This window comes from Stappia sp. (genome assembly GCF_048268045.1).
Lineage (GTDB): Bacteria > Pseudomonadota > Alphaproteobacteria > Rhizobiales > Stappiaceae > Stappia.
On record NZ_JBLWWG010000004.1, the window covers coordinates 345,439 to 369,645 of the forward strand.

Below are 24,207 nucleotides of genomic sequence, written 5' to 3' on the forward strand. Positions count from 1 at the left end.
GGACATGCGCGAATCGGCGACAGGGCTCCGTGCTTTCCCGCTCGGGAGATTGCGGATGCGACAGCCTGTGACTGCGATCACGGCGATGTGACGCGATCTCCGCCATATCTGGGCAAGACTAACCAGGGATTCACGGCTTCACGCTAGAGTACTCGCGAAAAGCCGGAACGAGATCGAGGATCTTTGCAGTGTTCAGGACGAAAGACAGGTCGGTGATAGTCGGTTCCACCAGCGCCCGCGTCTCCGGGGCGGTGATGGCCCTGAGCCTTGTCGCGATGCTTGCCGCCGGTCCGGCGCGCGCCCACGATGTGGCCGGCCTGAAGCCGGTGGCCGGCGAAAAGGCCGCCTCGCTGTCGGCGCCCCTGGTCGACGAGGACGCGCCGCTCCAGATCCTCGTGTCGCTGTCGGAGCAGAGGCTCGACGTCTATCGCGGCACGCGGCTGATCGAGACGACGCGCGTTTCCTCCGGCAAAGCCGGGCATGGCACGCCGACGGGCGTTTTCAGCATTCTGGAAAAGCGCCGGCGGCATTTCTCCAACATCTACGACAACGCGCCGATGCCCTACATGCAGCGGCTGACGTGGTCGGGCATTGCGCTGCATGAGGGCAGAGTGCCGAACTATCCGGCCTCGCACGGCTGCGTGCGTCTGCCGCGCGGCTTCGCCAAGAATCTCTTCGGCATGACCGAGCACGGCGGCCATGTCATCGTCACCCGCGGCCGCACCCATCCCGACGAGATCGTCAGCGCCGCGCTGCCGGGCTCAGGCTCCCGCGCGACCGAGGTGGCGAGCCTCGACGAGAGCATCGTCGGCCTGCGTCCGGGCCTGCCGGCGCCTGCCATCGCCGACAGCGAGCCGGCCACCGTCGGCGCCATCGGCAATGTCGAGCTGCAGGCGCAGCCGGGCGAGCCCTTGCGCATGCTCATCACCCGCGCGACGCCGGTGGAGCGGGTGCGCGAGATGCAGCGCCTGCTTGATCGTCTCGGCTACCGGCCCGGACCCGTCGACGGCGTCATGGGGCGCAAGACCCGCGACGCCATTCGCCTGTTCCAGGAAGGCGCGGAGTTGCCGATTACCGGCAATCCGACGGATGTGGTGCTGAAGGCGCTCTACAAGGAGGCGGGCGAGAGCGGCCCGTCGACCGGGCGGTTGCTGGTGCGTCGCAAGTTCAAGGAAATCTACGCCGCCGGCATCACGCTGAAGGACCCGGACGCGCCGCTCGGCACCTATCTCTTCACGCTGATCGGCAAGGACAGGGGCGGCCCGCGCTGGATGGGCGTTGCCGCCGAGGAGGTCGAGGGCGTCAGCGCGGCAAGCGTGCTGGACCGGATCGAGTGGACCGCGGAGGCGCGCGCCTTCGTCGAGGGGCAGCTTGCCATCGGCTCGTCGCTGACGGTCACCGACCGGCCGTTCCGCCTGCATTCGGGCCTTGGCACCGACTTCGTCGTGATGACCCGCCAGTAAGGCGGGTCATCACGCATTCGAGCTTCGTCCGGATCAGATCCAGTCGAAGGCCTGACCGTCCCAGACGAGGACCTTGTCCTGCGGGGTGTCGAGGCCGGGAATCTCCTGGCGCGGGATCTGCTCGAGACGGCCGCGCAGCACGCGCATGACACCGCCGTGCGAGACCACGAGGGTGGGCCGCGTCACCGTCGCCAGCCAGGCGTCGATGCGGTTGGAGAGCATGGAGTAGCTCTCGCCCTCGGGCGGCACGAAGCCCCATTTGTCGGCCTTGCGGGCCGCGGTCTTGTGCGGCTGGCTCTCGGCAAGTTCCGGGATCGTGTGTCCCTCCCAGGCGCCGAAGGTGATTTCGCGCAGCCGGTCATCGCGCTGGAACGAATCCTCCGCGCGGCCAAGCTCGCGGCAGACGATCTGCATCGTCTCGACGGTGCGCGACAGCGGCGAGGAAAGGAACGCGAGGTCCGCATCGCTCATGCCGCGCCCGTCGAGGAAGCCCTTCAGGGCCTCGCCGTTGCGGCGGGCCTGCTCGCGGCCGGTGTCGTTGAGGGGAATGTCTTTCTGGCCCTGCATCCGTCCCTCCGCGTTCCAGTCGGTCTGGCCGTGGCGGATGAAGACGAGAAACGGCGGCGAGAGATGCAGGGCATCGGGGTCGTTCGTGGTCATGGCAGCTCCGGGAAGTCGGCGGACAGCCCCACGCCCGGCGATGATGCCGGAAGCCCCCTCCCGCCTTGCGCGATATAAGAAACCGGGCGGCAGGCCGCCCGGTGCTCCTATCTGGCAGAGAATGTCTTACTCAGTCCTTGACGACCGAGATGTCCGGCGCGTCGACGGCCTTCATGCCGACGACGTGGTAGCCGCAATCCACATGCTGGATCTCGCCGGTGACGGCGCGGCTCAGGTCGGACAGCAGGAACAGGGCGGCATCGCCCACTTCCTCGATGGTGACGGTGCGGCGCAGCGGCGCGTTGTACTCGTTCCACTTGAGGATATAGCGGAAGTCGCCGATGCCGGAGGCCGCCAGCGTCTTGATCGGGCCGGCCGAAATGGCGTTGACGCGGATCGCGTTCTTGCCGAGGTCCGCGGCCAGGTAGCGCACGCTCGCCTCGAGCGCGGCCTTGGCGACGCCCATGACGTTGTAGTGCGGCATCACCTTCTCGGCGCCGTAGTAGGTCAGCGTGAGAATGGAGCCGCCCTCGCTCATCAGCTTCTCGGCGCGCTGGGCGACGGAGGTCAGCGAGTAGCAGGAGATCTGCATCGTGTGGCGGAAGTTGTCGGCGCTGGTGTCGACATAGCGGCCCGTCAGCTCGTCCTTGTCGGAGAAGGCGACGGCGTGAACGACAAAGTCGATCTTGCCCCAGGTCTCGGCCAGCTTGTCGAACACCGCGTCGATGGTCGTCTCGTCCGTCACGTCGCAATGGCCGACGACGATGGCGCCAAGCTCCTTGGCGAGCGGCTCGACCCGCTTGCGCAGCGCGTCGCCCTGATAGGTCAGCGCGATCTCCGCGCCCGAGTCCGACAATGCCTTGGCAATTCCCCAAGCGATGGACCGATTGTTGGCGACGCCCATAATAAGCCCGCGCTTCCCAGCCATCAGTCCCTGTGTCGTCGCCATGCTTCGTCTCCTGCACGCACAATCAGCTTGCGTGAATACCGACGGTATCCGCGCATGTCCCTGCCCGCGGGGCAACCGCTCCTCGCAGGGAGGGGTTCCTATGGCACAGCGCCCAAACAGCTTCAAGCCACAGAGAGAACACGGAGATTGTCGACGCTGAAGCAAAATGTGATATGCGTCGGCCCACCGCTCCACACGCCCTTCGAAACAAGACGGTGCCGCCGATGCTCGCTCCCGAGACCCTGTCCCGCTTCGCCGAAATCGTCGGTGAGGCCAATGTCCTGACCGACCCGCAGGACATGGCTCCCTTCCTGCGCGAATGGCGCGATCTCTATCAGGGGGAGACGCCGGCCGTGCTGCGCCCGGGAACGCGCGAAGAGGTCGCCGCGATCCTTGCCCACGCCGATGCGAACGGTCTCAAGATCATCCCGCAAGGCGGCAACACCGGCCTCGTCGGAGGGCAGATCCCCAATGATTCAGCACGCGAAATCGTTCTGAGCCTGGGCAGGCTGAACCGGGTGCGCGAGGTTGATGCCGAAGGCTTCTCGATGACGGTGGAGGCTGGTTGCACGCTTCAGGCGATCCATGACGCGGCCGAGGAGGCCGACCGTCTGTTCCCGCTGACGCTTGGCTCTCAGGGGTCGTGTCAGATTGGCGGAAACATCTCCACCAACGCCGGTGGCACCGCCGTTCTGGCCTATGGCAACACCCGCGATCTCGTGCTGGGGCTCGAGGTGGTGATGGCCGACGGGCGGGTTCTCGACGGGCTCAGGAGCCTTCGCAAGGACAATACCGGTTACGATCTGAAACAATTGTTTATCGGTGCGGAAGGGACGCTTGGCATCGTCACGGCCGCCGTCATCAAGCTGTTCCCGCGTCCGCGCGCACAAGATGTCGCCTTTATCGGGCTTGAGTCGCCGCATGAGGCGTTGAAGCTCTTCGCGGCCGCCCGCGCCCGCGCCGGCGGCATGCTCACCGGCTTCGAGCTGATGCCGCGCGTCGGCCTCGAATTCACGCTGCGCCACCTGCAGGGCGCGCGCGATCCGCTCGCCGAGGCGTACCCCTGGTACGTGCTGATGGAGCTGTCTTCCGGTACCGAGACGGAAGACGGGGAAAACCCGACCCGGGCGCTGATGGAGACGATCCTCGGCGAGGCCTTCGAGGCCGGCCTCGTTGCCGACGCCGCGCTTGCCGAATCGAACGCCCAGGCCGCCGCCTTCTGGCACCTGCGCCACGGCATGTCGGAAGTGCAGCGCGAGGAAGGCGGCTCGATCAAGCATGACGTCTCCGTGCCTGTCGCCAGCGTGCCCCGGTTCCTCGACGAGGCCATCGCCGCGGTGGAGAAGATGGTGCCTGGCTGCCGTCCGGTGCCCTTCGGCCACATGGGCGACGGCAACATCCACTTCAACGTCAGCCAGCCGGTCGGCGCCGACAAGGCCGCCTATCTGGCGCGCTGGGACGAGATGAACGAAATCGTCCATGCCATCGTCGGCAGGTTCGCCGGTTCGGTCTCGGCCGAGCACGGCATCGGCCGCCTCAAGCGCGATCTGCTCGCCGAAGTGAAGAGCCCGCTGGAGCTGGAACTGATGAAGCGCGTCAAGGCCGCCTTCGATCCGAATTGCACGCTCAATCCGGGCCGGGTGCTCTGACACCGGCGTGTTGCCGGCTCCCCTTCAGAAGAGATCGAGCTGATCGCCGCCGGGGGCCCCGCCTCCGGCGGTCTTGCGTTTGCGCGGGGCCGGCTTGGGGGCCGCGACCTCCGGCTCCGCCTCGCGGATGAGACCTGGATCGTCGGCCCGCGCCGCGTTGACGCGCGTGTCGACCGGGATCGCCTCGAGGAAATCGTCGGGCAGGGGGCGCAGCAGCGCCTTGACCTCCTTCGCCGATGCGTTCTTCACGTCGAGCCACAGGTCGAAATGCTCGGGCCGGATCACCGCCGGCATGCGGTTGTGCACGCCCGAAAGCGCGTGGTTCGCCGGCACGGTCAGAAGCGCGCCGGTGTCGATCACGCCGCCGTCCGGATCGCACCAGTCCTCCCACAGTCCGGCAAGGGCGAGGATCCCGCCGTCGCGCGGCCGGATCCAGTAGGGCACCTTCTGGCCGGTGTCGGGACGGTACCATTCATAGTAGCCGCTGGCCGGCACGAGACAGCGGCGGTGGCGCATGGCGGCGCGGAACGAGGGCTTCTGCGCCGCCGTCTCGGCGCGGGCGTTGACAAGCAGCGACAAGGCGGCCGGATCCTTGGCCCAGCCCGGCACCAGACCCCAGCGCACGAGCCGGAAGCGCCGCGCGCCTTCTTCCAGGCGAACCGTGGCGATCGGCTGGGTCGGGGCGATGTTGTAGCGCGGCGGGAAGTCAGGCTCATCCGCATAGCCGAACAGATTTCGAACTTCCGCCGGCGGCGCCGCCAGAACGAAGCGTCCGCACATGATGCCTCTCCATTTTCAGGAAGCGCCGCGGCGCATTCGGAACCCGCTCTCAACATTAGCTAATTCGAAACCGGATAACATTTATACTCCCTGCAAACAGAACTGAAGAGGCGGAATAGATGACCGTTGAGGATCTGACATTGGGGAAAGGGCGGTTGTCGGCAGACAAGCTCGCCGCGGCCAATATCAATCCGCGCACCGGTCTGGCAACCGATTACCTCAACCATTTCAACGAAGTCGTGATGATGCTCGAAATGCTTCCGGCAATGCCGGAATGCGCCGAAGACGTTCTTGAATGGGCTCCTGCGAACTACGAGCAGCATTTCGAGGCTTCCAGTTTCGCCGAGAAGAAACTCGCCATCGAGGCGTTTCGCGCCGCCCCGGAGCAGGTGCGCCGGGCGTTGCGCGACGTGGTTGCGACGCTCGACACCGCCGTCTGCGAGAAGCAGGGCCGCATCCGCGAGAGCGACGACATCACCGCCATCAGCGAGATGCTTGCCCGCGAGACTGTGGAGGAGGTGCGCCCGCTGATCGCCGCCGCCGGTGCCATCATTCATGGCGAGCCGGTCGCCAGCGAGGCGGAAGACACCGATTCGCAGGCCGAGATCGACGCGCTCTTCGCCTGAACCGCGTGCTTGCGAGCCACCTGCTTGCGCACGCGCGCGCCGCATGTCACGACTTTTCCCCATGTCCAGCGCGCCAGACATCGTCCCCGTTCCCCTGCCACGCCTCGGTGTCAGCGTTCTGCTCGAGGACGCAGGCCGCGTGCTGCTGGTGAAACGCGGCAAGGAGCCGTATCTCGGCCACTGGAGCCTGCCGGGCGGCAGCGTCGAATACGGCGAGATGCTGGTCGAGGCGGCGGCGCGCGAGCTGCGTGAGGAAACCGGCCTGGGCGCGCGGATCGAGGCGCAGCCTGCCGAACTCGTCGAGCTCGTCTCGCCGCCATCGGGGATGAAGCCTGGAGCGCATTTCGTCATCGCGGTATTTCGCGCCAGCGCGCCGCAGGGCGCTCTGGTGGCCGGTGACGACGCGGCCGAGGCGGCCTTCGTCGCTCCCGATGCGCTCGATGCGCAGGCGATGACGCCGGGCACCGCCGCCCGTATCCGGCGTCTGCTTGGCATCGAAACCGCGTGAGGGTGCGCGGGGCGCGGCGCGCGGCAGTCACGGCGCGCTTGCGCAAGCCGGCCCGCCGACGCATCTTCTGCGCCATGATCGCCGTTGCCGTGAAAATCCCGTCCGCGATTGCCCGACGCCGTGCGCAGGCCTGCCTTCTTTCGGCGGTTCTTGCCGTGGCGCTCATTGTGGCTTCCGCCGCCGGCGTTCGCGCGCAGGATCCCGTGCGGCCCGACGATCCGCCCTATGAGACGGAGCTGATGCGCCTGGCGGAGATCCTCGGTGCGCTGCACTACCTGCGCCCGCTGTGCGGTGCGCCGGACGGCAGCCTGTGGCGCGACCAGATGCAGGCGCTGCTTGATGCGGAGGTGCAGGACGGCGACCGCAAGCGGCGCTTCATCGAGCGCTTCAACCAGGGCTATCGCGGGTATTCCTCGGTCTACCGGCGCTGCACGCCTGCGGCCGAAACCGCGCTTTCGCGGTATGTCGAGGAGGGCGGCGCGCTCATTCGCAATGTGACGACGCGCTACAACAGGTGACGCGGCGGGCCTCTCGGTTGTTAACCATATAATTTAAATTTTGGGGTGAACTTTAAGGTTTTCTTTACGCTCGCGGCGCGACTCACGCAAACTGTCCCGATCAGCCAATCAAGATCAATCGAAAGCGGCGCGAGAATGCGGGACACCGACCAAAGCGATATCGAGTTCGAGGACGTGCCTGTCACGGATCAGGAGATCCGCCAGATGGCGCTCGGCTACATCGACACGGCCTTTGCCGAGGCCGTTGCCGACGGCATCGATTCGGCCGCTGTCGCTCATGCCGCCCTGTTCACCGCCCTGGCCGACCTCGTCGCCTCCTTCGGAGAGGAAGCGGTTGCCGAGCTGGTCGAGAGCTTTCCCGACCGGGTGCGCCGGGGCGACTACACGGTGATGCGCCAGTTTCACTGAACGGCCGGCTTCACTGCACTGAACGACCGGGGCGCGCTCAGCTCCAGGCGGCATAGGCCAGATGGGCGAAGATGCCCAGGCCGAAGGCGACCAGCGCCAGACCGGAAATCCTGTTCATCCAGTCCAGCCAGGCGTCGGTCATGCGTCCGCGCAGATGCGAGACCGTCGCCGAGACCAACACCCACCAGCCCAGCGCGCCGGAAACCACGCCGGCGACCATGAAGGCGGCGCCGGTGTAATCGCCCGGGTCGGGCGCCCATTTCCCGAGACTGCCGAAGATCGCGAGAAAGCCGAGCACCACGCCGGGATTGGTGATGGTGATGGCGAAGCAGGTGAAGAAGGCGGAAATCATGCCCGTCTGCTTGCCCGGGGCGTCGGCGCTGAGATGGGGATGCGAGCGCAGCACCCGCACGCCGAAGCCAATCAGCAGCAGCGCGCCGACGAACTGGATGATGTCGCTGTTGGCCTCGACGAATTCCGACACCGCCGTGATGCCGAAGGCGGCGAAGCTCGCGTAGACGCCATCGGCGAGAACCGCGCCGAGGCCGGCCAGCAGGCCCGGCACGAAGCCGTGGCGCAGAGCCCGCTCAACCGCGGCGATGTTGACCGGCCCGACCGGTGCGCTCGTCGCCAGGCCGATCGCCATGCCGATGAAAAAAAACAATGGTTCCGGCAAACGCGCTCGCTCTCCGGCCGTCAGGCCCTGCCCGGTGCGATTTCCCCTTCGGGATACCGCCGCTCCCTCGTGCCCCGGCTTCCAGCCCCGCCGGTGCGGCTCCTCTCCCTTTAGACAATGCGGCGGACTTGCTCAACCGCGCTTGGACACAACCGCGTGCGGGCGGGCCGGTTGAGATCCATGCCTTTTCTCCGGCCCCGGCGGTGGTATAGGCTCACGCCGACCGACGTCCGCCGGACGGTTGTCCCTTCTTGCCGCAGGACCGAGCCCCCCGATGAAATCCGCCTTTGCCGCAGCATTCCTTGCCCTTTTCGCGACCGCGCCAGGCCTTGCCGCCACGGTCAGCACCGAGCGCATCCAGGTCGCTCCGCCGGAGGTCGACCAGCCGGCCGGGATTCCGGACGGACTGGAGCCGGAGGCCGGCACCGCACCCTCCGACATGTCCGCGCCGCTTCCCGTCAATCTCCCTGAAATCCACTATGGCGACGCCGAGTTGCCAAAGCCGGTGGCGCGAATGCGCGACCAGTTGCTCAAGGCGGCCAAGGCCGGCGATCTGGAGCAGCTTCGGATGGTGCTCGAGGGCAACGAGATGATGCCGACGCTGACCTTCGGGGAAATGGACGACCCGATCGCCTATCTCAAGGAGGCCTCGGGCGATGGCGAGGGTCTGGAGATCCTGGCGATTTTGTCGGAGATCATGGAGGCTGGATATGTTCACGCCGACGCGGGCAGCGCGCAGGAAATGTACATCTGGCCCTATTTCGCCCGCTATCCGCTGGCGCGCCTGTCGCCGGAGCAGAAGGTCGAGATGTTCCGCATCGTCACGTCCGGCGACTACGCCGACATGGCGATTACCGGCACCTGGACGTTCTACCGCGTCGGCATCGGCCCGGATGGGACGCTGCACTATTTCGTCGCCGGCGACTGAAACGCAAAGGCAGGAGGGCAGCCGGCGGGAGGGCCCGCCGGCCGTCGGTCAGTTGTCGAGAATCTGCACGTCGGTGAGCGTGCGTCCGCCGCTGTCCTCGTCAAAGAACACGAGCACCTTCATGCCGGGCTTCAGGTCGTCGATGAAGAAGTCGACCGGAATCAGGTAGGAGGCGCCGTCCGACAGGACCAGCGAGGATGTGTCCGGCTTGATGTCCACGATCGTGGCCTCGGTTTCGCCGGCAAGCGCTGCGGAAAGTGTTGCGCCGAGCACCACGAGGGTTGCAAGAGCGGTCTGAAGAAAGCGTGTCATTGCGGTCTCCGTGGGGCCGTCGTTCAAGCGGCGGCACTGGATCGAAGCGGAACCGTCGTGTTGCGTCAAGTCTCTGGAACGGCTCCGGTTCGGAACTGCGCCTGTCACGAAAGCGTGTGGCTGGCTCTTTCGCAAAACCGCGGGCAGTCTGTGCCCGTAGAGGGGAGCAGACAGCCGGCGCGTCTCGCCATGACGATGCGCAGGGGCGGTTGGATAGAGCGCAAGGATGGCGTTTCGATGGCGCAGGCGATGACAGGAAGCGGGGAATTCTACGCCACATTGACGGCGTTCACGGAGTTCGCGCGCGTCGGCGAGGCGGACGCCTTCCAGCCGCTGCCGGACGACTGGGTGCTGCTGGCCGCCGACATCGTGCGCTCTCGCGATGCCCTTGCAGAAGGGCGCTACAAGACGGTGAACATGATCGCCGCGAGTGTCGTTGCCGCCGTGCTCAATGCGGCCGGGCGCGCCGAGCTTCCCTTCGTCTTCGGAGGCGACGGCGCGCTTGCCGCAGTCCCCCCGCAACACGCCGAAAAGGCGTCACGCGCGCTTGCCGGCGTGCGCGCCATGGCGAAGGCGGTCTGCGGTCTCGACTTGCGCGTCGCCGCGATCCCGGTCGCCGACATCCGTGCCCTGGGCCACGATCTGCGGGTCGCCAAGTTCGAGCTGAGCCCCGGCAACAATCTGGCGATGTTCTCCGGCGGCGGCATCGAATGCGGCGAGGCCATCCTCAAGGACCCGCAACGGATCATCCCTTACCGCATTGCGGAGACCAAGGCGCGCGACGCGGCCGATCTCGACGGACTGTCCTGCCGCTGGGAACCGCTGCCGGCCGAGCACGGCTGCATGGTGACACTGCTGCTGCGCCCGCGCGATGGTCGGCCGGAGGAGCTGCGCGCCGTTCTCGCCGATCTCGACGGCGCGCTCGGCTTCGACCTCGCCGCGCGCAGTCCGAAGGTCGCGCCCGCCCGGCGCAGCAACCTGCGCTTCCGCTTTCCTCCCTCCGGGCTGATGGCGGAGGTGCGCATGGTCGGCTGGGGGCGCGGCATGGCGCGCACGCTGCTGCGCGGGCTCGCCGCCTCGGTGGCCTTCGTCTATGCCACCGCGAGCGGCCGCCGGCTCGGGTCCTTCGACGCGTCCAGTTATCTCGACGACGTTGTCGTCAATACGGACTTTCGCAAGTTCGACGATACGCTGCGCCTCGTGCTCGATGTGACCGGGGCGCAGGTCAGCGCGCTCGCAGCCTATCTGGACGAGGCCTCGCGGGAGGGGCGCATCGCCTATGGCATGCATGTCTCCGATGCGGCGTTGATGACCTGCCTCGTCTTCGGTCTCGACCGGTCGAGCCATGTGCATTTCGTCGACGGCAACGACGGCGGCTTCACCCGCGCGGCGTTGGACCTGGAGGCGCGGCTCGAGCGGGAGAAGGGGCACGCCTGACCTCCGTGCGTCGCGACGACCGGCTTTCATTTTTGCCGCTCACCGCCTAGAAGACCGGAATGGGGATCTTGTCCCCGGTCCCTTCATGCGTTTCTCCGGGTCTTGTCGATGTCGCACAACACTTTTGGCCACATGTTCCGCGTCACCACCTGGGGCGAGAGCCACGGGCCAGCGCTTGGCTGTGTCGTCGACGGATGCCCGCCGCTGATCCCGATCACGGCGGAGGAGATCCAGGCGTTTCTCGACAAGCGCAAGCCCGGCCAGTCCAAATACACCACCCAGCGGCGCGAGGCCGACGAGGTGCGCATCCTCTCCGGCGTGATGGTCGACGACGCGGGCGTCCAGCGCACCACCGGCACGCCGATCTCGCTGATGATCGAGAACACCGACCAGCGCTCCAAGGACTATTCCGAGATCAAGGAGAGCTTCCGTCCCGGGCACGCCGACTACACCTATGACGCCAAATACGGCATCCGCGACTATCGCGGCGGCGGTCGCTCCTCGGCGCGCGAGACGGCGGCGCGGGTCGCTGCGGGCGCCATCGCGCGCAAGGTGATCGCCGGCATCACCATTCGCGGCGCGCTTGTGCAGATCGGCCCGCACAAGGTCGACCGCACCCGCTGGGACTGGGACGAGATCGGCAACAATCCGTTCTTTTGCCCGGACGCGACGACGGCGGCGCGCTGGTCGGAGTATCTCGATGTTATCCGCAAGGAAGGCTCCTCCGTCGGCGCCGTGGTCGAGGTTGTCGCCGAGGGCGTGCCCGCCGGCCTCGGTGCGCCGCTCTATGGCAAGCTCGACCAGGACATTGCCAGCGCGCTGATGTCGATCAACGCGGTCAAGGGCGTGGAGATCGGCAACGGCTTCGAGGCGGCGGAACTGACCGGCGAGGAGAACGCCGACGAGATGCGCAAGGGGGAGGGCGGTCGGCCCGTGTTCCTGTCCAACAACGCCGGCGGCGTGCTCGGCGGCATTTCCTCCGGTGAGCCGGTGGTCGCCCGCTTCGCCGTCAAGCCGACGTCCTCGATCCTCACGCCGCGCCGCTCGGTGACGCGCGCCGGCGAGGAGGTGGACCTGCGCACCAAGGGGCGTCACGATCCCTGCGTCGGCATCCGTGCCGTGCCGGTGGGCGAGGCCATGCTCGCCTGCGTGCTGGCCGATCACGTCCTGCGCCATCGCGGCCAGGTTGGCTGATATTCAGTATCGCTGAAATTCTGATCCTTTTTCATTGCTGGTGAAGGTGCCGTCGGCTAGCATGTCGCCATGCGTCTCGATGAGTGGCTTCAACAGAAGAAGGAAACGCGGTCGGCATTCGCCCGTCGCGCCGGCATGTCGCCGGCGGCGGTGACCGCGCTTTGCAACGATCCCGGCGTCTGGGTGTCGCGCGACAGCGCGGAACGGATCGCCGCCGCGACCGGCGGCGCCGTCACACCCAACGACCTGCTCGGCCTGAAAGGACCCAAGGAATTGGACATGTCCCAGTCCCGTGTCGCGGAGGCCATTCGTGCCTTCGAACGTGGTGAAATGCTCGTTGTCACTGATGACGACGACCGCGAGAACGAGGGCGACCTGATCGTCGCCGCCTCCCTGATCAAGCCGGAACAGATGGCGTTCATGATCCGCCACACCTCCGGCATCGTCTGCGCGCCGATGACGCGCGACACGGCGCGTCGCCTGCGGCTCGACCCGATGGTCGCCGACAATGACGCGCCGCTGTCGACCGCCTTCACCATTTCCGTCGACTATCGCCACGGTCTGACCACCGGCATCTCGGGTGAGGAGCGCTGCGCCACCGTGCGTGGGCTCGCCAACCCGAACGCCGGGGCGGCCGATTTTGCCCGTCCGGGGCACGTCTTCCCGCTGGTCGCCCGTGAGGGCGGCGTGCTGATCCGCTCCGGTCACACCGAGGCGGCGGTCGACCTTTGCCGGCTCGCCGGACTGCCGGAGGTCGGCGTGATCTCCGAGCTGGTCAACGACGACGGCACCGTGAAGCGCGGCAAGCAGGTGGCGGAATTCGCCGCCGAGAACAATCTCAAGATGGTGTCGGTCGCCGATCTCATCGCCTGGCGCCAGCGCATGGAGCGGCTGGTCGAGCGTATCAGCGAGCAGCCGGTGGAAACCGTCGCCGGCCCCGCCTATGCGGTCACCTACGCCACTCCCTATGACCCGATGCACCATGTCGCCATCGTCTTTGGCGACATTCTGGACGGCCGCAACGTGCCGGTGCGCCTGCAGCTTGAATCCGTCCTCGACGACGTCTTCGGCGAAACGCGGGTTCTCGACGACGTGATGCGCGATTTCTCCGCCCGCGGACGGGGCGTCATCGTCTACCTGCGCGAGGGATCGGTCGGCGTCGCGCGGCAGACGCGCCGCGCCCGCGGCGATCTCGCCGCCGCCGAGGTCGAGGAGCATCATTCCGCCCAGGCGCGCGAGGAGCAGTGGCGCGAGATCGGCATCGGAGCGCAGATCCTCAAGGACCTCGGCGTCAACTCGATCACGCTGCTCGCATCCCGCCAGCGCCGTTATGTTGGCCTGGAAGGATTCGGCATCGACATCGAAAAGACCGAGATCCGCGAGGGGTAAGCCGCGCGCCGCGGCAGGGTCGCGGCGCCGCTTCGGTGCGATGGTGGAACGCGCGCAAAAAAAGAGGCCGTGTGTGAACACGGCCTCAGTTGATCACTGTGCACGTGGCCCCATCGACCACAACTTCTGTTTAGTGTTTTTTTTCGCCTCTTGCATCCCCTTTTTGCCCATCCCCCGGCAATTTCTCTCGAATTTCCCAATTGCCAGCGCAACCCATAGGGTGTTTTCCGGAGGCGCGGAGAGGTCTGGCGCGCGGCATCGCGCCGCGCATGTACGGCTTGCCGCAGCTGTCGGTGAGCCTTATTTGCGCCCTTGCGGGTCTTGATGGTATTGAGCCCGCTCGTTCGGTCGCCAGAGTGCGACGCCGCAAGCCCGGGATCCTGTCCGTGTATCAACGCCCCGAAACGCCGCTTCTCGACACCGTGACAACCCCCGAGGACCTGCGCCGTCTTCAGGAGAAGGACCTGCGCCAGCTCGCCGACGAGCTGCGCGCGGAGGTGATCGACGCGGTCTCGGTCACGGGCGGCCATCTGGGCGCGGGGCTCGGCGTGGTCGAGCTGACGACGGCCATCCACTATGTCTTCGACACGCCGCGCGACCGCCTGATCTGGGACGTCGGCCATCAGTGCTATCCGCACAAGATCCTGACCGGCCGGCGCGACCGCATCCGCACGCTGCGCCAGGGCGGCGGCCTGTCCGGGTTCACCAAGCGTGCCGAGAGCGAGTACGACCCCTTCGGCGCGGCCCATTCGTCGACCTCGATCTCCGCCGGCCTCGGCATGGCGGTCGCCCGCGATCTGGACGAGGGCGACAACAACGTCATCGCCGTGATCGGCGACGGTGCCATGTCCGCCGGCATGGCCTATGAGGCAATGAACAACGCCGGCGCGCAGCATTCGCGCCTGGTGGTCATCCTCAACGACAACGACATGTCGATTGCCCCGCCGGTTGGTGCGATGAGCGCCTATCTGGCCCGCCTCGTGTCGGGTCGGGCCTATATGACCATTCGCGACGTGGCCAAGCAGCTTGCCAAGGTTCTCCCCCGCCAGCTCCAGCAGAAGGCGGCGCGGGCGGAGGAATACGCACGCGGCTTCTGGACCGGCGGCACCATGTTCGAGGAGCTCGGCTTCTACTACGTGGGGCCGGTCGACGGGCACAATCTCGATCATCTTCTGCCGGTGCTGAAGAACGTGCGCGACACCCACCAGGGGCCGGTGCTGATCCATGTGGTGACGCGCAAGGGCAAGGGCTACGCGCCGGCCGAATCCTCGGCCGACAAGTATCACGGTGTTGCCCGTTTCGACGTCGTCACCGGCAAGCAGGCCAAGCCCAAGGCCAATGCGCCCAGCTACACGCGGGTCTTCGCCGAGAGCCTGATCGAGGAAGCGCGCCACGACGAGCGCATCGTCGGCATCACCGCCGCCATGCCCGATGGCACCGGCCTCGATCTCTTCGGCCAGGCATTCCCGAAGCGGGTGTTCGATGTCGGTATCGCCGAACAGCACGCGGTGACCTTCGCCGCCGGCATGGCCTCGGAGGGCTACAAGCCGTTCTGTGCCATCTATTCGACCTTCCTCCAGCGCGGCTACGACCAGGTCGTCCACGACGTGGCGATCCAGGGGCTGCCGGTGCGCTTTCCCATTGACCGCGCCGGCCTTGTCGGTGCCGACGGGCCGACCCACGCGGGAAGCTTCGACACGGCCTATCTCGCCTGCCTTCCCGGCTTCGTGGTGATGGCGGCGGCTGACGAGGCCGAGCTGCGCCACATGGTGGCGACGGCGGCGGCCTATGACGAGGGGCCGATTTCCTTCCGCTATCCGCGTGGCGAGGGCGTCGGCATGGAACTGCCGACGCGCGGCGAGGTGCTGGCCATCGGCCGGGGCCGGGTGCTGCGCGAGGGCTCCAAGGTGGCGCTCCTGTCGTTCGGCGCGCGGTTGAAGGAATGCCTGGCGGCCGCCGACGAACTCGACGCCGCCGGTCTGTCGACCACCGTCGCCGATGCGCGATTCGCCAAGCCGCTCGACGAGGATCTCATCCTGCGCCTTGCCCGCGAGCACGAGGTTCTCGTCCTCGTGGAGGATGGATCGGCGGGTGGCTTCGCCGCCCACGCGCTTCAGCTTCTGGCGACGCGCGGTGCGCTCGACGCCGGGCTCAAGGTGCGCCCGGTCTGTCTGCCGGATCTGTTCATCGACCACGACAAGCCCGAGGTCATGTATGCACAGGCCGGGCTCGATGCGCGCGGTATCCTGACCACGGTCTTTACCGCGCTGGGCAAGGACGCGGGCGCCTCTGTCCTGCGGGCGTGAGGCGGCCGCAAACCGACGCAGTGCTGACATGAGCCGCTCGTAAAAGGGCGGGACTTGCGCCGGCTCCGCCACCGGGGCCTGCCTTTTCCAGGGCCGTTGCGCCCGGGCAGGAAACGTCATGTTCTGCAAGTGAACAATCCCGCGCGCGAAAGGACCGCCGCCCCATGGCTCAGGCACTGGCCCCCGTCACGGCCCTTCTGATCGCGATCACGCTGCTGGTTTTCGGCCACGGCCTGCAGAATACGCTGCTGCCGCTGGCCGGTGACAGGGCCGGCTTTTCCGAGCTTGCCGTTGGTCTGGTTTCCTCCAGCTTCTACTTCGGTCTGGTGCTCGGCTGCCTCGGCGCGCCCTATGTGATCATGCGCGCCGGCCACATCCGCGCCTTCGCAGCGCTGGTGTCGCTGATGTCGGCGGCCGCGATCCTGCATCCGGTCTTCGTCGATCCGCTGGCCTGGACCGCTATTCGCATCATCGCCGGCTTCTGCCTCGCCGGCTTCTACATGATCGTCGAGAGCTGGCTGAACGAACAGGCCAGCAACGAGAACCGCGGCACGATCATGTCGATCTACATTCTGCTGGTCTACGGCGCGATGACGGTCGGCCAGATGTCGCTGACGCAGATGGACATCACCACCTTCGTGCCCTTCGTCATCGCCTCCGTCGCCGTCAGCCTCGCGGTGATCCCGGTGTCGCTGACGACGGCCAACCAGCCCGCGCCGATCACCGTTGTCCGGTTTCGCCCGGTCAAGCTCTACCGCACGTCGCCGACGGCGCTGATCGCGGTCCTGCTCATCGGCATCACCCAGGGCGGACTTGGCATGATGGCCCCGCTCTACGCCATCCAGATCGGCATGACCACCAATGAAGCGGCCTTCTTCTCCGCCGCGATCATCGGCGCCGGCGCGCTGGCGCAGTGGCCGATAGGCCGCATTTCCGACAGGCTCGACCGACGCTATGTGCTGCTCGGCCTGTCGGTTGCCTCGGTGATCGTCGGCGTCGTCTTCATCGGCGTTCCGATCACCTCCTTCGCGGTCGCCCTGCCGCTGGCGATGCTGGCCGGCGTCGCCGTGCAGCCGGCCTATGCCATCGCCGCCTCGCACGCCTTCGACCACGCCGAGCGCGACGATTATGTCGAGACCTCGTCCGGCATGAACCTGGCCTTCGGCATCGGTTCCTCGATCGGCCCGCTCGCCGCCGCTTTCCTGATGCAGGCGGTCGGCCCCTGGGGCCTCTTTCTCCAGACGGCGCTGATCCAGGCCGTGATGGGCGTCTATATCCTCTCGCGCCTGTTCCAGCGCGCCGCGCCGACAACGGAGGAGAAGACGGACTTCGACTACGCCGCAACCGCTCAGGTCGGTACCGTGCTCTCGCCCGAACCACTCGATCTGGAGGATCCGCAGGTCATCTCGCCGGGAGAATTCCCGGCCTATGACTACGATACCCCCGAGGACGAGCCGGCGGTGCAGGAGGAGACCTATCAGACCGCCGAAGCCGATGCGGATGGCGTCGCCGACGAGGCTCCGCAGACGCGCGAGGGCGGGGAACCGACAGGCGAGGACGAGGCGACCGGTTCGCGCCCGCTGGACAAGGATGCGCCGGATGCGCCAGGCGAGCGCAAGCCCTGAGAAGGTCCGCGCGCTGCCCGCGACAAATCTGCACTCGACGTCGGCAAGGGGCTGGGGCATTGTCCCGGCCATGAACAGATCCGCGACATGTCTCGGCGCCGTCCGGCGCGAGCGGCTGCCCCTGGCGCTTTTCGCCATGCTGGTGCTGCTTGTGCAGGTTGTCGCCGCGCCGATGGCGGCCTATGCCGCCCCGGCGGCGGATCGGGGAACCGCGATCATCTGTCTCGGAGGCGGCGGCTTTGCCGTGGGCGAGGCGGGCGGCGGCGCGCAGGATCCAGCCGGCCACGCGCCGGGAGGATGCGTTTGCGGCCCCGTGTGCCTGCATGTCCTGACATGCGGCAGCGGCATCATCGGTGCGGTGCCGATGAATTTCGTCGCGGTCGAACACACAGAGCCGGCGGCCGAGCCCCGCCTGGCGCGTACCGCGCCCGCCTTTCCCCCGGACGAGGCCCATCTGACGGCCCGGGCAATCCGCGGCCCTCCGGTTTCGGCAAGGACCTGCGTGCCGGCATAACGCCGCCGCAGGGTTGCCCCGCAAGGGGCCTTCCGCCGGGTGGCGCCATGACGCGCACCCGCGAATCCCGTCGAAACACCGGAATACTCACATGACCAATTGCATCGCTTTCACCCGCGCCCTTCTTCGTCCGCTGGCGCGTGTCGCCGCGCCTGCGCTGCTGGCTGCAACACTTGCCACGGGCGGGGCCTTCGCTCATGACAGCAAGACTGTCGGCGACATCACCGTGTCGGGCGCCTGGACCCGCGCCACGCCGCCACGCGCCAAGGCTGGCGGAGCCTTCCTCAAGATCGAGAACGCCGGCAGCACCGACGACCGGCTCGTATCGGCGTCGGCGCCCGTTTCCGCGCGCACCGAGATCCACGAGATGGCCGTCACGGACGGCATCATGACCATGCGCGAGATGAAGGACGGCATTGTCGTTCCCGCCGGCGCGACCGTCGAGCTCAAGCCCGGCGGCTACCACGTCATGTTCCTGGACCTGACGCAGCCGATGAAGCAGGACGAAAACGTGCCGGTGACGCTGACCTTCGAGAAGGCCGGCGAGGTCACGCTCAACTTCAAGGTCGAGCGCATCGGCGCCAAGGGCCCCGAACACGGCGAGGCCGCGCATGGCGGTTCGCAGGAAAAGGGTGCCATGGATCATGGCAGCATGGATCATGGCACGATGGACCACAGCAACATGGGCCACGGCAAGATGGACCATGGCACGATGAGCGGCGGCTCCAACAACTGAGGAACGCATGTCCACGATCAAGATCATTCGCTATGTGGCATGGGCGGCGGTCGCCGTCATGCTTGGCGTCATCGCCTACGTCTTCTTCGCGCCGCGGCTCGGATGGGTCGACGTGGACCAGAACCTGGGGATCGCCGCCATCGGCGGTCCCTTCACCCTGGTCGACGCGCGAACCGGGAAGACGGTGACGGAAGCCGATTTCAAGGGCAAGCCGGCGGCCTTTTTCTTCGGCTTCACCTTCTGCCCGGACGTCTGCCCGACGACGCTGGCCGAAACGCAGACCTGGCTGGAAAAGCTCGGTCCCGACGCCGACAAGATCAACTTCGCCTTTGTCACCGTCGATCCGGAGCGCGACACCGCCGAGGTGATGCGCGACTATGTCGCCGCGTTCGACACGCGCATTCATCCACTCACCGGAACGCGCCCGCAGATCGACGAGATGCTGAAGACCTACCGGGTGTTCGCACGCAAGGTGCCGCTCGACGACGGCGATTACACCATGGACCATTCGGCGGCCGTCTACCTGATGAAGCCGGACAACACCTTCTTCGGCACCATCGCCTATGAGGAGGCACCCGAAAACGCCATGGCCAAACTGCGCCGCCTGATCGATACTAAGGGCTGAAACGACCGGAACGGACGGCGGGGACAGTGATGAACGGCGAAGACATGCGCGACACGGCCCTTGCGGGCGCGGCAACGGAGGGAGGCGAGACCGCCAGCCTGCTGTTGCCGTTCGCGCTGGTCTTTGCGCTCGGGCTCGTCCTCGCCTCCGGCCTCTGGTGGATCTATGGCGAAAGCATCTATGTCGACCGGCTGCTGACCGGCATCGTCAACTGTTTCTGACGAGCGGACCGGTGGCGGAAAGCGAACGTCTCGACCAGCATCTGGTCGCCCTCGGACATTTCGAGAGCCGCGCGCGCGCCCGCGACGCGGTGCTGCGCGGGGCGGTCACCGTCGACGGCCGGGCCGCGACCAAGCCGGCGCAGAAGGTGGGAAAGGGTGCCGTGATCGGCATCGACGACCCGGCCGCTGCCTATGTTTCGCGTGCCGCGCTCAAGCTCAAGGCCGGGCTTGAGCGTTTCGCCATCGATGTGTCGGGGCAAGTGGCACTCGACCTCGGGGCTTCGACTGGCGGCTTCACGCAGGTGCTGCTGGAATGCGGGGCGCTGCGCGTTCACGCCATCGACGTTGGCCACGACCAGCTTCACGAAAGTCTCGACCGCGACCCGCGGGTGCTGCGTCGCGACGGGCTCAATGCCCGCGCGCTGACAGTCGAGGATCTTGCCGGCGAACGCCCTGGCATCGTCGTTTCCGACATGAGTTTCATCTCGCTGCGCCTGGCGCTGCCGCCGGCGCTCGACCTTGCAGGCCCCGGGGCGAGCGGGATCTTTCTGGTCAAGCCGCAGTTCGAGGCGGGCCGTGCGGCGATCGGCAAGAAGGGGATCGTCGATCCCGAGACCGGCGAGCGGGTTGCCCGCGAGCTTGCCGATTGGCTGGCGGAACGCGCCGGCTGGCGCGTGCTCGGCCTCGATCCCTCGCCGATCCTCGGCGGCGACGGCAACAGCGAGTGGCTCCTCGGCGCCGTGAAGGACGGCTAGGGGCGTCCCGCCCACAGGCGCGGCGCGGTCAAGCCGCTTGCCTTTGGCGCGCAGGCAGGCTACCGCGCCTGCCATGACCAAGCGAGATCCCATGACCAGCCAAGCCACCCTCACCATCGACGCCCTGGCGCACAAGGGCGAGGGCCGCGCCGACACCGCCGACGGCCCGGTGCATGTGCCCTACACCCTGCCGGGCGAGACCGTCCGCGTCGAGCTGGAGGCGGGCAACGCTTCGGGCGGGCGGGGGCGGCTCCTTGAGGTGGTCTCTCCGTCGCCGCTGCGCGTTGCGCCGGTCTGCCGCCATTTTGGAACCTGCGGCGGCTGTGTTCTCCAGCACATGGACATGCCGGCGTTGCTCGACTGGAAGCGGACGCTGGTGGTTTCAGCGCTCGCCGCGCGCGGGCTCGGCGATCTCGAGCCGCTGGTGGAACCAACCGTCGATGCGGGAGGCGATGGCCGGCGGCGCGCGGTGCTGGCGGCGACGCGGGCCGGGCAGAAGATCCTGCTCGGCTTTCATGAGCGCGCCAGCCACCGGCTGGTCGACCTTGCCGAATGTCCGGTGCTCGTTCCCGAGATCGTCCGCCTGCTGCCTCTGTTGAAGAAACTGGCCGGCCTTGCCATGCCGCGCAAGGGGGAGGTCGGGCTCTCGGTGCTTGCCACCGCCGACGGCGCGGATCTGGCGATGACCAGCCAGGCGAAGCTTGCGCCGCGCGCCATCGCCGAACTGATCGAGACGGCGATGAGCGGCGGCATCTCGCGCCTGGCGTTCAACGGCGAGGTGCTGGTCGAGACCCGCGCGCCGGCGCTTGACATGGGCGGCGTATCGCTGGTGCCCCCGCCCGGCGGCTTCGTGCAGGCGACCCGGGCGGGCGAGGACGCGCTTGTCGCCCGCGTGTTGCAGGGCGTCGGCGACGCCCGCAAGGTCGCCGACTTCTTCGCCGGCGCCGGCACTTTCGCGCTCCGCCTTGCCCGCAAGGCGAAAGTGCATGCGGTGGAGAGCGACCGGGCGAGCCTTGCCGCGCTCGACCGCGCCCGTCGTTCGGCCGGCGGCGCCCTACGCGAGATTGTCTGCGAGCGCCGCGACCTGATGCGAAACCCGCTCACAGCAGGCGACCTCGACGATTTCGGCGAAGGCATGGAGGCGGTTGTGTTCGATCCGCCGCGCGCCGGCGCCGAGGCCCAGGCCCGCGAGATCGCCCGTTCGAAGGTGAAGCGCGTCGTGGCCGTTTCCTGCAATCCCGCGACGCTTGCCCGCGACCTGCGCCATCTCGTCGACGGCGGCTATCGGGTGCTGTCGGTGCTGCCGGTGGACCAGTTCCGCTTCTCGCCCCATATTGAGGCGGTGGCGGTGCTCGCGCGCGACTGATCCACCGCTGTCGCGCGGAGCGTGCCGCCTTCGCAAGACGGGGATGTCGCCATGGCCGAGGCAAGTCTGTCCGCAGCTGCTCGCATCTGGTCGCGTCGCGCGCGGTATGCGGCGCGGCAGGGGAGCCGGGTTGCCTGGTTCGCTGCTCACGGGGAACTCGCGCAGGCGATTTCGCGGCGGGTTTCGCGTGCCCATGCGCGCGACAACGGCACGGACCGGCCGGCGGACGATGGCCGCCCGGCCTCCGCTCCGGCTGGGCCGGCGCGTGAACGGCCCGATCTGCCCCGGATCCTCGGTCAGATTGCCGAGCTGTTTCGACGTGATCTCGCCAATATCGAGGCGGGGCTCTATCCGATGCCGGCAGGGGAATTCGGATCGCCGCTGGCTTTCGCCGACCTGAGCCGGCGGTTCCTCGCTGATGTACCGGCCGTTGCCCGCCGCCGGGCGACCGGCAATGCGCAGGAGGTGTTCGAGGCAACGCGCGACGCGCCGCAGGGGCTTCCGCGCTACTACCGGCAGAACTTTCACTTCCAGACCGACGGCTGGCTCTCGGGCGAGAGCGCACGCATCTACGATTTCCAGGTGGAGGTGCTGTTCAAGGGAGCGACGGCGGCGATGCGGCGGCAGGCGCTGGTGCCGCTGGCGCGGACCGTGCGGGCCAGGGACCAGCGGCACCTGGCCTATGCCGATATCGCCTGTGGCACCGGCGGGCTGTTGGCGCCGGCGCTGGCGTCGTTTCCAAGGCTTTCCGGGATCGGTGTCGACCTGTCCGCGCCCTATCTCGCCGAGGCGCGGTCGCGACTGCCCTCACGCATGCGTCGACGCGCCGGCTTTGTCTGCGCGCCGGCCGAGGCACTTCCCTTTGCCACCGGGAGCCTCGACGTGGTGAGCGCGGTCTATCTCTTCCACGAGTTGCCGCCGAAGGTGCGGGCTCTGGTGGCGCTGGAGTTCGCCCGGGTTCTGAAGCCGGGAGGCCAGCTGATCTTTGCCGACAGCCTGCAGACGGGCGACCTGCCGGAGAACGACGGGCTGCTCGGGCTGTTTCCCGACCTCTTCCACGAACCCTACTACCGCAGCTATCTGAGCGAGGATCTCGATGCGCTCCTTGCTGTCGGTGGCCTCAGGCGCACGCGCCTCGACACCGCATTCCTGACGCGGATCGCGGTTTACGAGAAGACGGTCGGGGCCTGAGGGGAAGGCGGGACGGTGACGGTCGGAGCCGCCGTCAGTCGACGTCGAGAGGTGCGGTGCCGGCGGCGCTGCCGTCCTCGGCGAGCTGGATCTTCTCGACCTTCGCCTCCGCCGCCTTCAGCAGCTTGTCGCAATGGCGGCGCAGCGCATCGCCGCGCGAATAGAGCTCGATGCTCTCCTCGAGCGGAACGTCGCCGCGCTCGAGCCGGCCGACGATGACCTCAAGTTCGCGCAGGGCCGCCTCAAAGGGCATGGCATCAATGGCCGGATCGGCGGGCGCTTCGCTGGTCAAGGGATCGGTCTCCGGGTTGCGTTGGCCGCGATCCTATAAGTCGCGCCCGCGCGCGGCAAGACGGTGTGCGCCCTTGTGGACAGGCGAGACACGGCGGCGCGAACGCGGTCTGATCAGGACTTCATCAGCGTCATGACGTGGGCGGCGGTCGAGCGGGCGAGCCCCTCGAGATCGTAGCCACCCTCCAGCAGCGACACGACCCGGCCGTCGCAATGGCGGTCGGCGATTTCCATCAGCTTCAGCGTTGCCCAGGCGAAATCGGCCTCCACAAGACAGAGCCCGCCGAGCGGATCGCGGACATGGGCATCGAAGCCGGCGGAGATGATCACCAGATCCGGAGAGAAGGCCTCGAGCCGTGGCAGGATTGCGATGTCCATTGCCTCGCGGAAGGCTTCGCCTCCGTCGCCGGCGGCAAGCGGCGCGTTGACGATCGTGTCGGCCTCGCCGCGTTCGTTCGCCGCGCCCGAGCCCGGATAGAGCGGCATCTGGTGGGTGGAGCAATACATCACCGTCGGATCGCGCCAGAAGATGTCCTGCGTGCCATTGCCGTGATGAACGTCGAAATCCATGATCGCGACGCGCTCCGCGCCATAGACGGCCTGTGCGTGGCGGGCGGCGACGGCGGCATTGTTGAAGAAGCAAAAGCCCATGGCCCGCGTCAGCTCGGCATGGTGGCCGGGGGGGCGCGAGGCGCTGAAGGCATTGGCGACCCGGGCGGTCATCACCTCGTCGACAGCCCGGCAGGCACCGCCGACGCCGCGCAGAGCCGCCTCCCAGGTGCCGGGCGACATGGTGGTGTCGGCATCGACGCGCACCAGACCCTCGCCGGGGGCGGAGCGCTCGATCATGTCAACATAGGCGGCCGGGTGGGCGCGCAGGATGGCGTCGCGCTCGCCAAGCGGAGCGAGATCGCGCTCCAGCACCTGAAAGCGCTCGTGCTCCAGGATCCTGTCGATGGCGCGAATGCGGTCGGGACGTTCGGGGTGCCCGACCGGTGTCAGGTGATCGAGATAGGCGCCATGGTGCAGGTAAAGGGTGCTCAAGACAGGATCCTTGAAGAAACGCAGCAACATATGAGG

General features: G+C 67.4%; 26 protein-coding genes. 19 read left to right on the forward strand and 7 right to left on the reverse strand.

The window, feature by feature from the left end:
* The first annotated feature begins 188 nt into the window (after positions 1-188).
* The gene (locus ACN0WF_RS08985) at positions 189-1,463 is read left to right on the forward strand and encodes a L,D-transpeptidase family protein (protein ID WP_417772464.1); all 1,275 of its coding nucleotides are present in this window, start codon (positions 189-191) and stop codon (positions 1,461-1,463) included.
* A 33-nt stretch (positions 1,464-1,496) separates the two neighbouring features.
* On the opposite strand, the gene ACN0WF_RS08990 is transcribed toward ACN0WF_RS08985, so the two are convergent.
* Both ACN0WF_RS08990 and fabI read right to left on the reverse strand, forming a co-directional pair.
* Complete coding sequence (locus tag ACN0WF_RS08990; RefSeq protein ID WP_417772465.1) at positions 1,497-2,123, reverse strand: histidine phosphatase family protein; 627 nt, start codon at positions 2,121-2,123, stop codon at positions 1,497-1,499.
* A gap of 130 nt (positions 2,124-2,253) precedes the next feature.
* Entirely contained in the window at positions 2,254-3,072 is an 819-nt protein-coding gene (fabI, locus tag ACN0WF_RS08995; protein WP_417772466.1) for an enoyl-ACP reductase FabI, read from the reverse strand.
* A gap of 224 nt (positions 3,073-3,296) precedes the next feature.
* Between fabI and ACN0WF_RS09000 the strand changes: the two genes are divergently transcribed.
* Positions 3,297-4,721 (forward strand): FAD-binding oxidoreductase, encoded by a 1,425-nt coding sequence (locus tag ACN0WF_RS09000; protein WP_417772467.1) that lies wholly within the window; start codon positions 3,297-3,299, stop codon positions 4,719-4,721.
* A gap of 24 nt (positions 4,722-4,745) precedes the next feature.
* On the opposite strand, the gene ACN0WF_RS09005 is transcribed toward ACN0WF_RS09000, so the two are convergent.
* Positions 4,746-5,501, reverse strand: a complete 756-nt coding sequence (locus ACN0WF_RS09005; RefSeq protein WP_417772468.1) for an SOS response-associated peptidase — start codon at positions 5,499-5,501, stop codon at positions 4,746-4,748.
* Positions 5,502-5,620: 119 nt separating this feature from the next.
* On the opposite strand from ACN0WF_RS09005, the gene ACN0WF_RS09010 reads away from it, so the two are divergent.
* The 4 genes from ACN0WF_RS09010 (at position 5,621) to ACN0WF_RS09025 (ending at position 7,561) form a co-directional block, all read left to right on the forward strand.
* Positions 5,621-6,127 carry a hypothetical protein gene (locus ACN0WF_RS09010; RefSeq protein ID WP_417772469.1) on the forward strand — a complete coding sequence of 169 codons (507 nt, stop codon included), beginning with the start codon at positions 5,621-5,623 and terminating at the stop codon, positions 6,125-6,127.
* 61 nt (positions 6,128-6,188) lie between these two features.
* Positions 6,189-6,635 (forward strand): NUDIX hydrolase, encoded by a 447-nt coding sequence (locus ACN0WF_RS09015; protein ID WP_417772470.1) that lies wholly within the window; start codon positions 6,189-6,191, stop codon positions 6,633-6,635.
* Between the two features lie 89 nt (positions 6,636-6,724).
* The gene (locus ACN0WF_RS09020) at positions 6,725-7,153 is read left to right on the forward strand and encodes a TIGR02301 family protein (protein ID WP_417772471.1); all 429 of its coding nucleotides are present in this window, start codon (positions 6,725-6,727) and stop codon (positions 7,151-7,153) included.
* A gap of 135 nt (positions 7,154-7,288) precedes the next feature.
* A complete protein-coding gene (locus ACN0WF_RS09025; RefSeq protein ID WP_417772472.1) occupies positions 7,289-7,561 on the forward strand; it encodes a hypothetical protein in 273 nt (90 codons plus the stop codon).
* Between the two features lie 37 nt (positions 7,562-7,598).
* Here the strand turns inward: ACN0WF_RS09025 and ACN0WF_RS09030 are convergent, their stop codons facing one another.
* The gene (locus ACN0WF_RS09030) at positions 7,599-8,225 is read right to left on the reverse strand and encodes a LysE family translocator (protein WP_417772473.1); all 627 of its coding nucleotides are present in this window, start codon (positions 8,223-8,225) and stop codon (positions 7,599-7,601) included.
* Positions 8,226-8,511: 286 nt separating this feature from the next.
* Here ACN0WF_RS09030 and ACN0WF_RS09035 point away from each other — a divergent pair, with 286 nt between their 5' ends.
* Complete coding sequence (locus tag ACN0WF_RS09035) at positions 8,512-9,165, forward strand: hypothetical protein (protein WP_417772474.1); 654 nt, start codon at positions 8,512-8,514, stop codon at positions 9,163-9,165.
* Positions 9,166-9,213: 48 nt separating this feature from the next.
* On the opposite strand, the gene ACN0WF_RS09040 is transcribed toward ACN0WF_RS09035, so the two are convergent.
* Positions 9,214-9,477 carry a DUF1344 domain-containing protein gene (locus ACN0WF_RS09040; RefSeq protein ID WP_417772475.1) on the reverse strand — a complete coding sequence of 88 codons (264 nt, stop codon included), beginning with the start codon at positions 9,475-9,477 and terminating at the stop codon, positions 9,214-9,216.
* A gap of 189 nt (positions 9,478-9,666) precedes the next feature.
* On the opposite strand from ACN0WF_RS09040, the gene ACN0WF_RS09045 reads away from it, so the two are divergent.
* The 12 genes from ACN0WF_RS09045 to ACN0WF_RS09100 all read left to right on the forward strand — a co-directional run bounded on the left by ACN0WF_RS09045 (position 9,667) and on the right by ACN0WF_RS09100 (position 22,836).
* Entirely contained in the window at positions 9,667-10,914 is a 1,248-nt protein-coding gene (locus ACN0WF_RS09045) for a DUF3095 domain-containing protein (RefSeq protein ID WP_417772476.1), read from the forward strand.
* A gap of 108 nt (positions 10,915-11,022) precedes the next feature.
* A complete protein-coding gene (gene aroC, locus ACN0WF_RS09050; protein ID WP_417772477.1) occupies positions 11,023-12,108 on the forward strand; it encodes a chorismate synthase in 1,086 nt (361 codons plus the stop codon).
* Positions 12,109-12,177: 69 nt separating this feature from the next.
* On the forward strand, positions 12,178-13,497 hold the full coding sequence (gene ribB / locus ACN0WF_RS09055) for a 3,4-dihydroxy-2-butanone-4-phosphate synthase (RefSeq protein WP_417772478.1): 1,320 nt from the start codon (positions 12,178-12,180) through the stop codon (positions 13,495-13,497).
* A 386-nt stretch (positions 13,498-13,883) separates the two neighbouring features.
* Entirely contained in the window at positions 13,884-15,803 is a 1,920-nt protein-coding gene (dxs, locus tag ACN0WF_RS09060) for a 1-deoxy-D-xylulose-5-phosphate synthase (protein WP_417772479.1), read from the forward strand.
* 164 nt (positions 15,804-15,967) lie between these two features.
* Positions 15,968-17,428: an MFS transporter gene (locus ACN0WF_RS09065; RefSeq protein ID WP_417772480.1), complete on the forward strand. Its 1,461-nt coding sequence runs from the start codon at positions 15,968-15,970 to the stop codon at positions 17,426-17,428.
* Between the two features lie 70 nt (positions 17,429-17,498).
* On the forward strand, positions 17,499-17,942 hold the full coding sequence (locus ACN0WF_RS09070; RefSeq protein WP_417772481.1) for a hypothetical protein: 444 nt from the start codon (positions 17,499-17,501) through the stop codon (positions 17,940-17,942).
* 91 nt (positions 17,943-18,033) lie between these two features.
* Positions 18,034-18,678, forward strand: a complete 645-nt coding sequence (locus ACN0WF_RS09075; protein ID WP_417772482.1) for a copper chaperone PCu(A)C — start codon at positions 18,034-18,036, stop codon at positions 18,676-18,678.
* A 7-nt stretch (positions 18,679-18,685) separates the two neighbouring features.
* Complete coding sequence (locus tag ACN0WF_RS09080) at positions 18,686-19,303, forward strand: SCO family protein (protein ID WP_417772483.1); 618 nt, start codon at positions 18,686-18,688, stop codon at positions 19,301-19,303.
* Between the two features lie 29 nt (positions 19,304-19,332).
* On the forward strand, positions 19,333-19,524 hold the full coding sequence (locus ACN0WF_RS09085; protein WP_417772484.1) for a hypothetical protein: 192 nt from the start codon (positions 19,333-19,335) through the stop codon (positions 19,522-19,524).
* 11 nt (positions 19,525-19,535) lie between these two features.
* Positions 19,536-20,279, forward strand: coding sequence for a TlyA family RNA methyltransferase (locus ACN0WF_RS09090; protein WP_417772485.1), 744 nt, complete (start codon positions 19,536-19,538; stop codon positions 20,277-20,279).
* A 91-nt stretch (positions 20,280-20,370) separates the two neighbouring features.
* Positions 20,371-21,645: a class I SAM-dependent RNA methyltransferase gene (locus tag ACN0WF_RS09095; protein ID WP_417772486.1), complete on the forward strand. Its 1,275-nt coding sequence runs from the start codon at positions 20,371-20,373 to the stop codon at positions 21,643-21,645.
* A 51-nt stretch (positions 21,646-21,696) separates the two neighbouring features.
* Positions 21,697-22,836: a class I SAM-dependent methyltransferase gene (locus ACN0WF_RS09100; protein WP_417772487.1), complete on the forward strand. Its 1,140-nt coding sequence runs from the start codon at positions 21,697-21,699 to the stop codon at positions 22,834-22,836.
* 34 nt (positions 22,837-22,870) lie between these two features.
* On the opposite strand, the gene ACN0WF_RS09105 is transcribed toward ACN0WF_RS09100, so the two are convergent.
* Both ACN0WF_RS09105 and ACN0WF_RS09110 read right to left on the reverse strand, forming a co-directional pair.
* Positions 22,871-23,128: an exodeoxyribonuclease VII small subunit gene (locus ACN0WF_RS09105; RefSeq protein WP_417772488.1), complete on the reverse strand. Its 258-nt coding sequence runs from the start codon at positions 23,126-23,128 to the stop codon at positions 22,871-22,873.
* A gap of 113 nt (positions 23,129-23,241) precedes the next feature.
* Positions 23,242-24,171 carry a histone deacetylase family protein gene (locus ACN0WF_RS09110; RefSeq protein ID WP_417772489.1) on the reverse strand — a complete coding sequence of 310 codons (930 nt, stop codon included), beginning with the start codon at positions 24,169-24,171 and terminating at the stop codon, positions 23,242-23,244.
* Positions 24,172-24,207 lie beyond the last annotated feature (36 nt).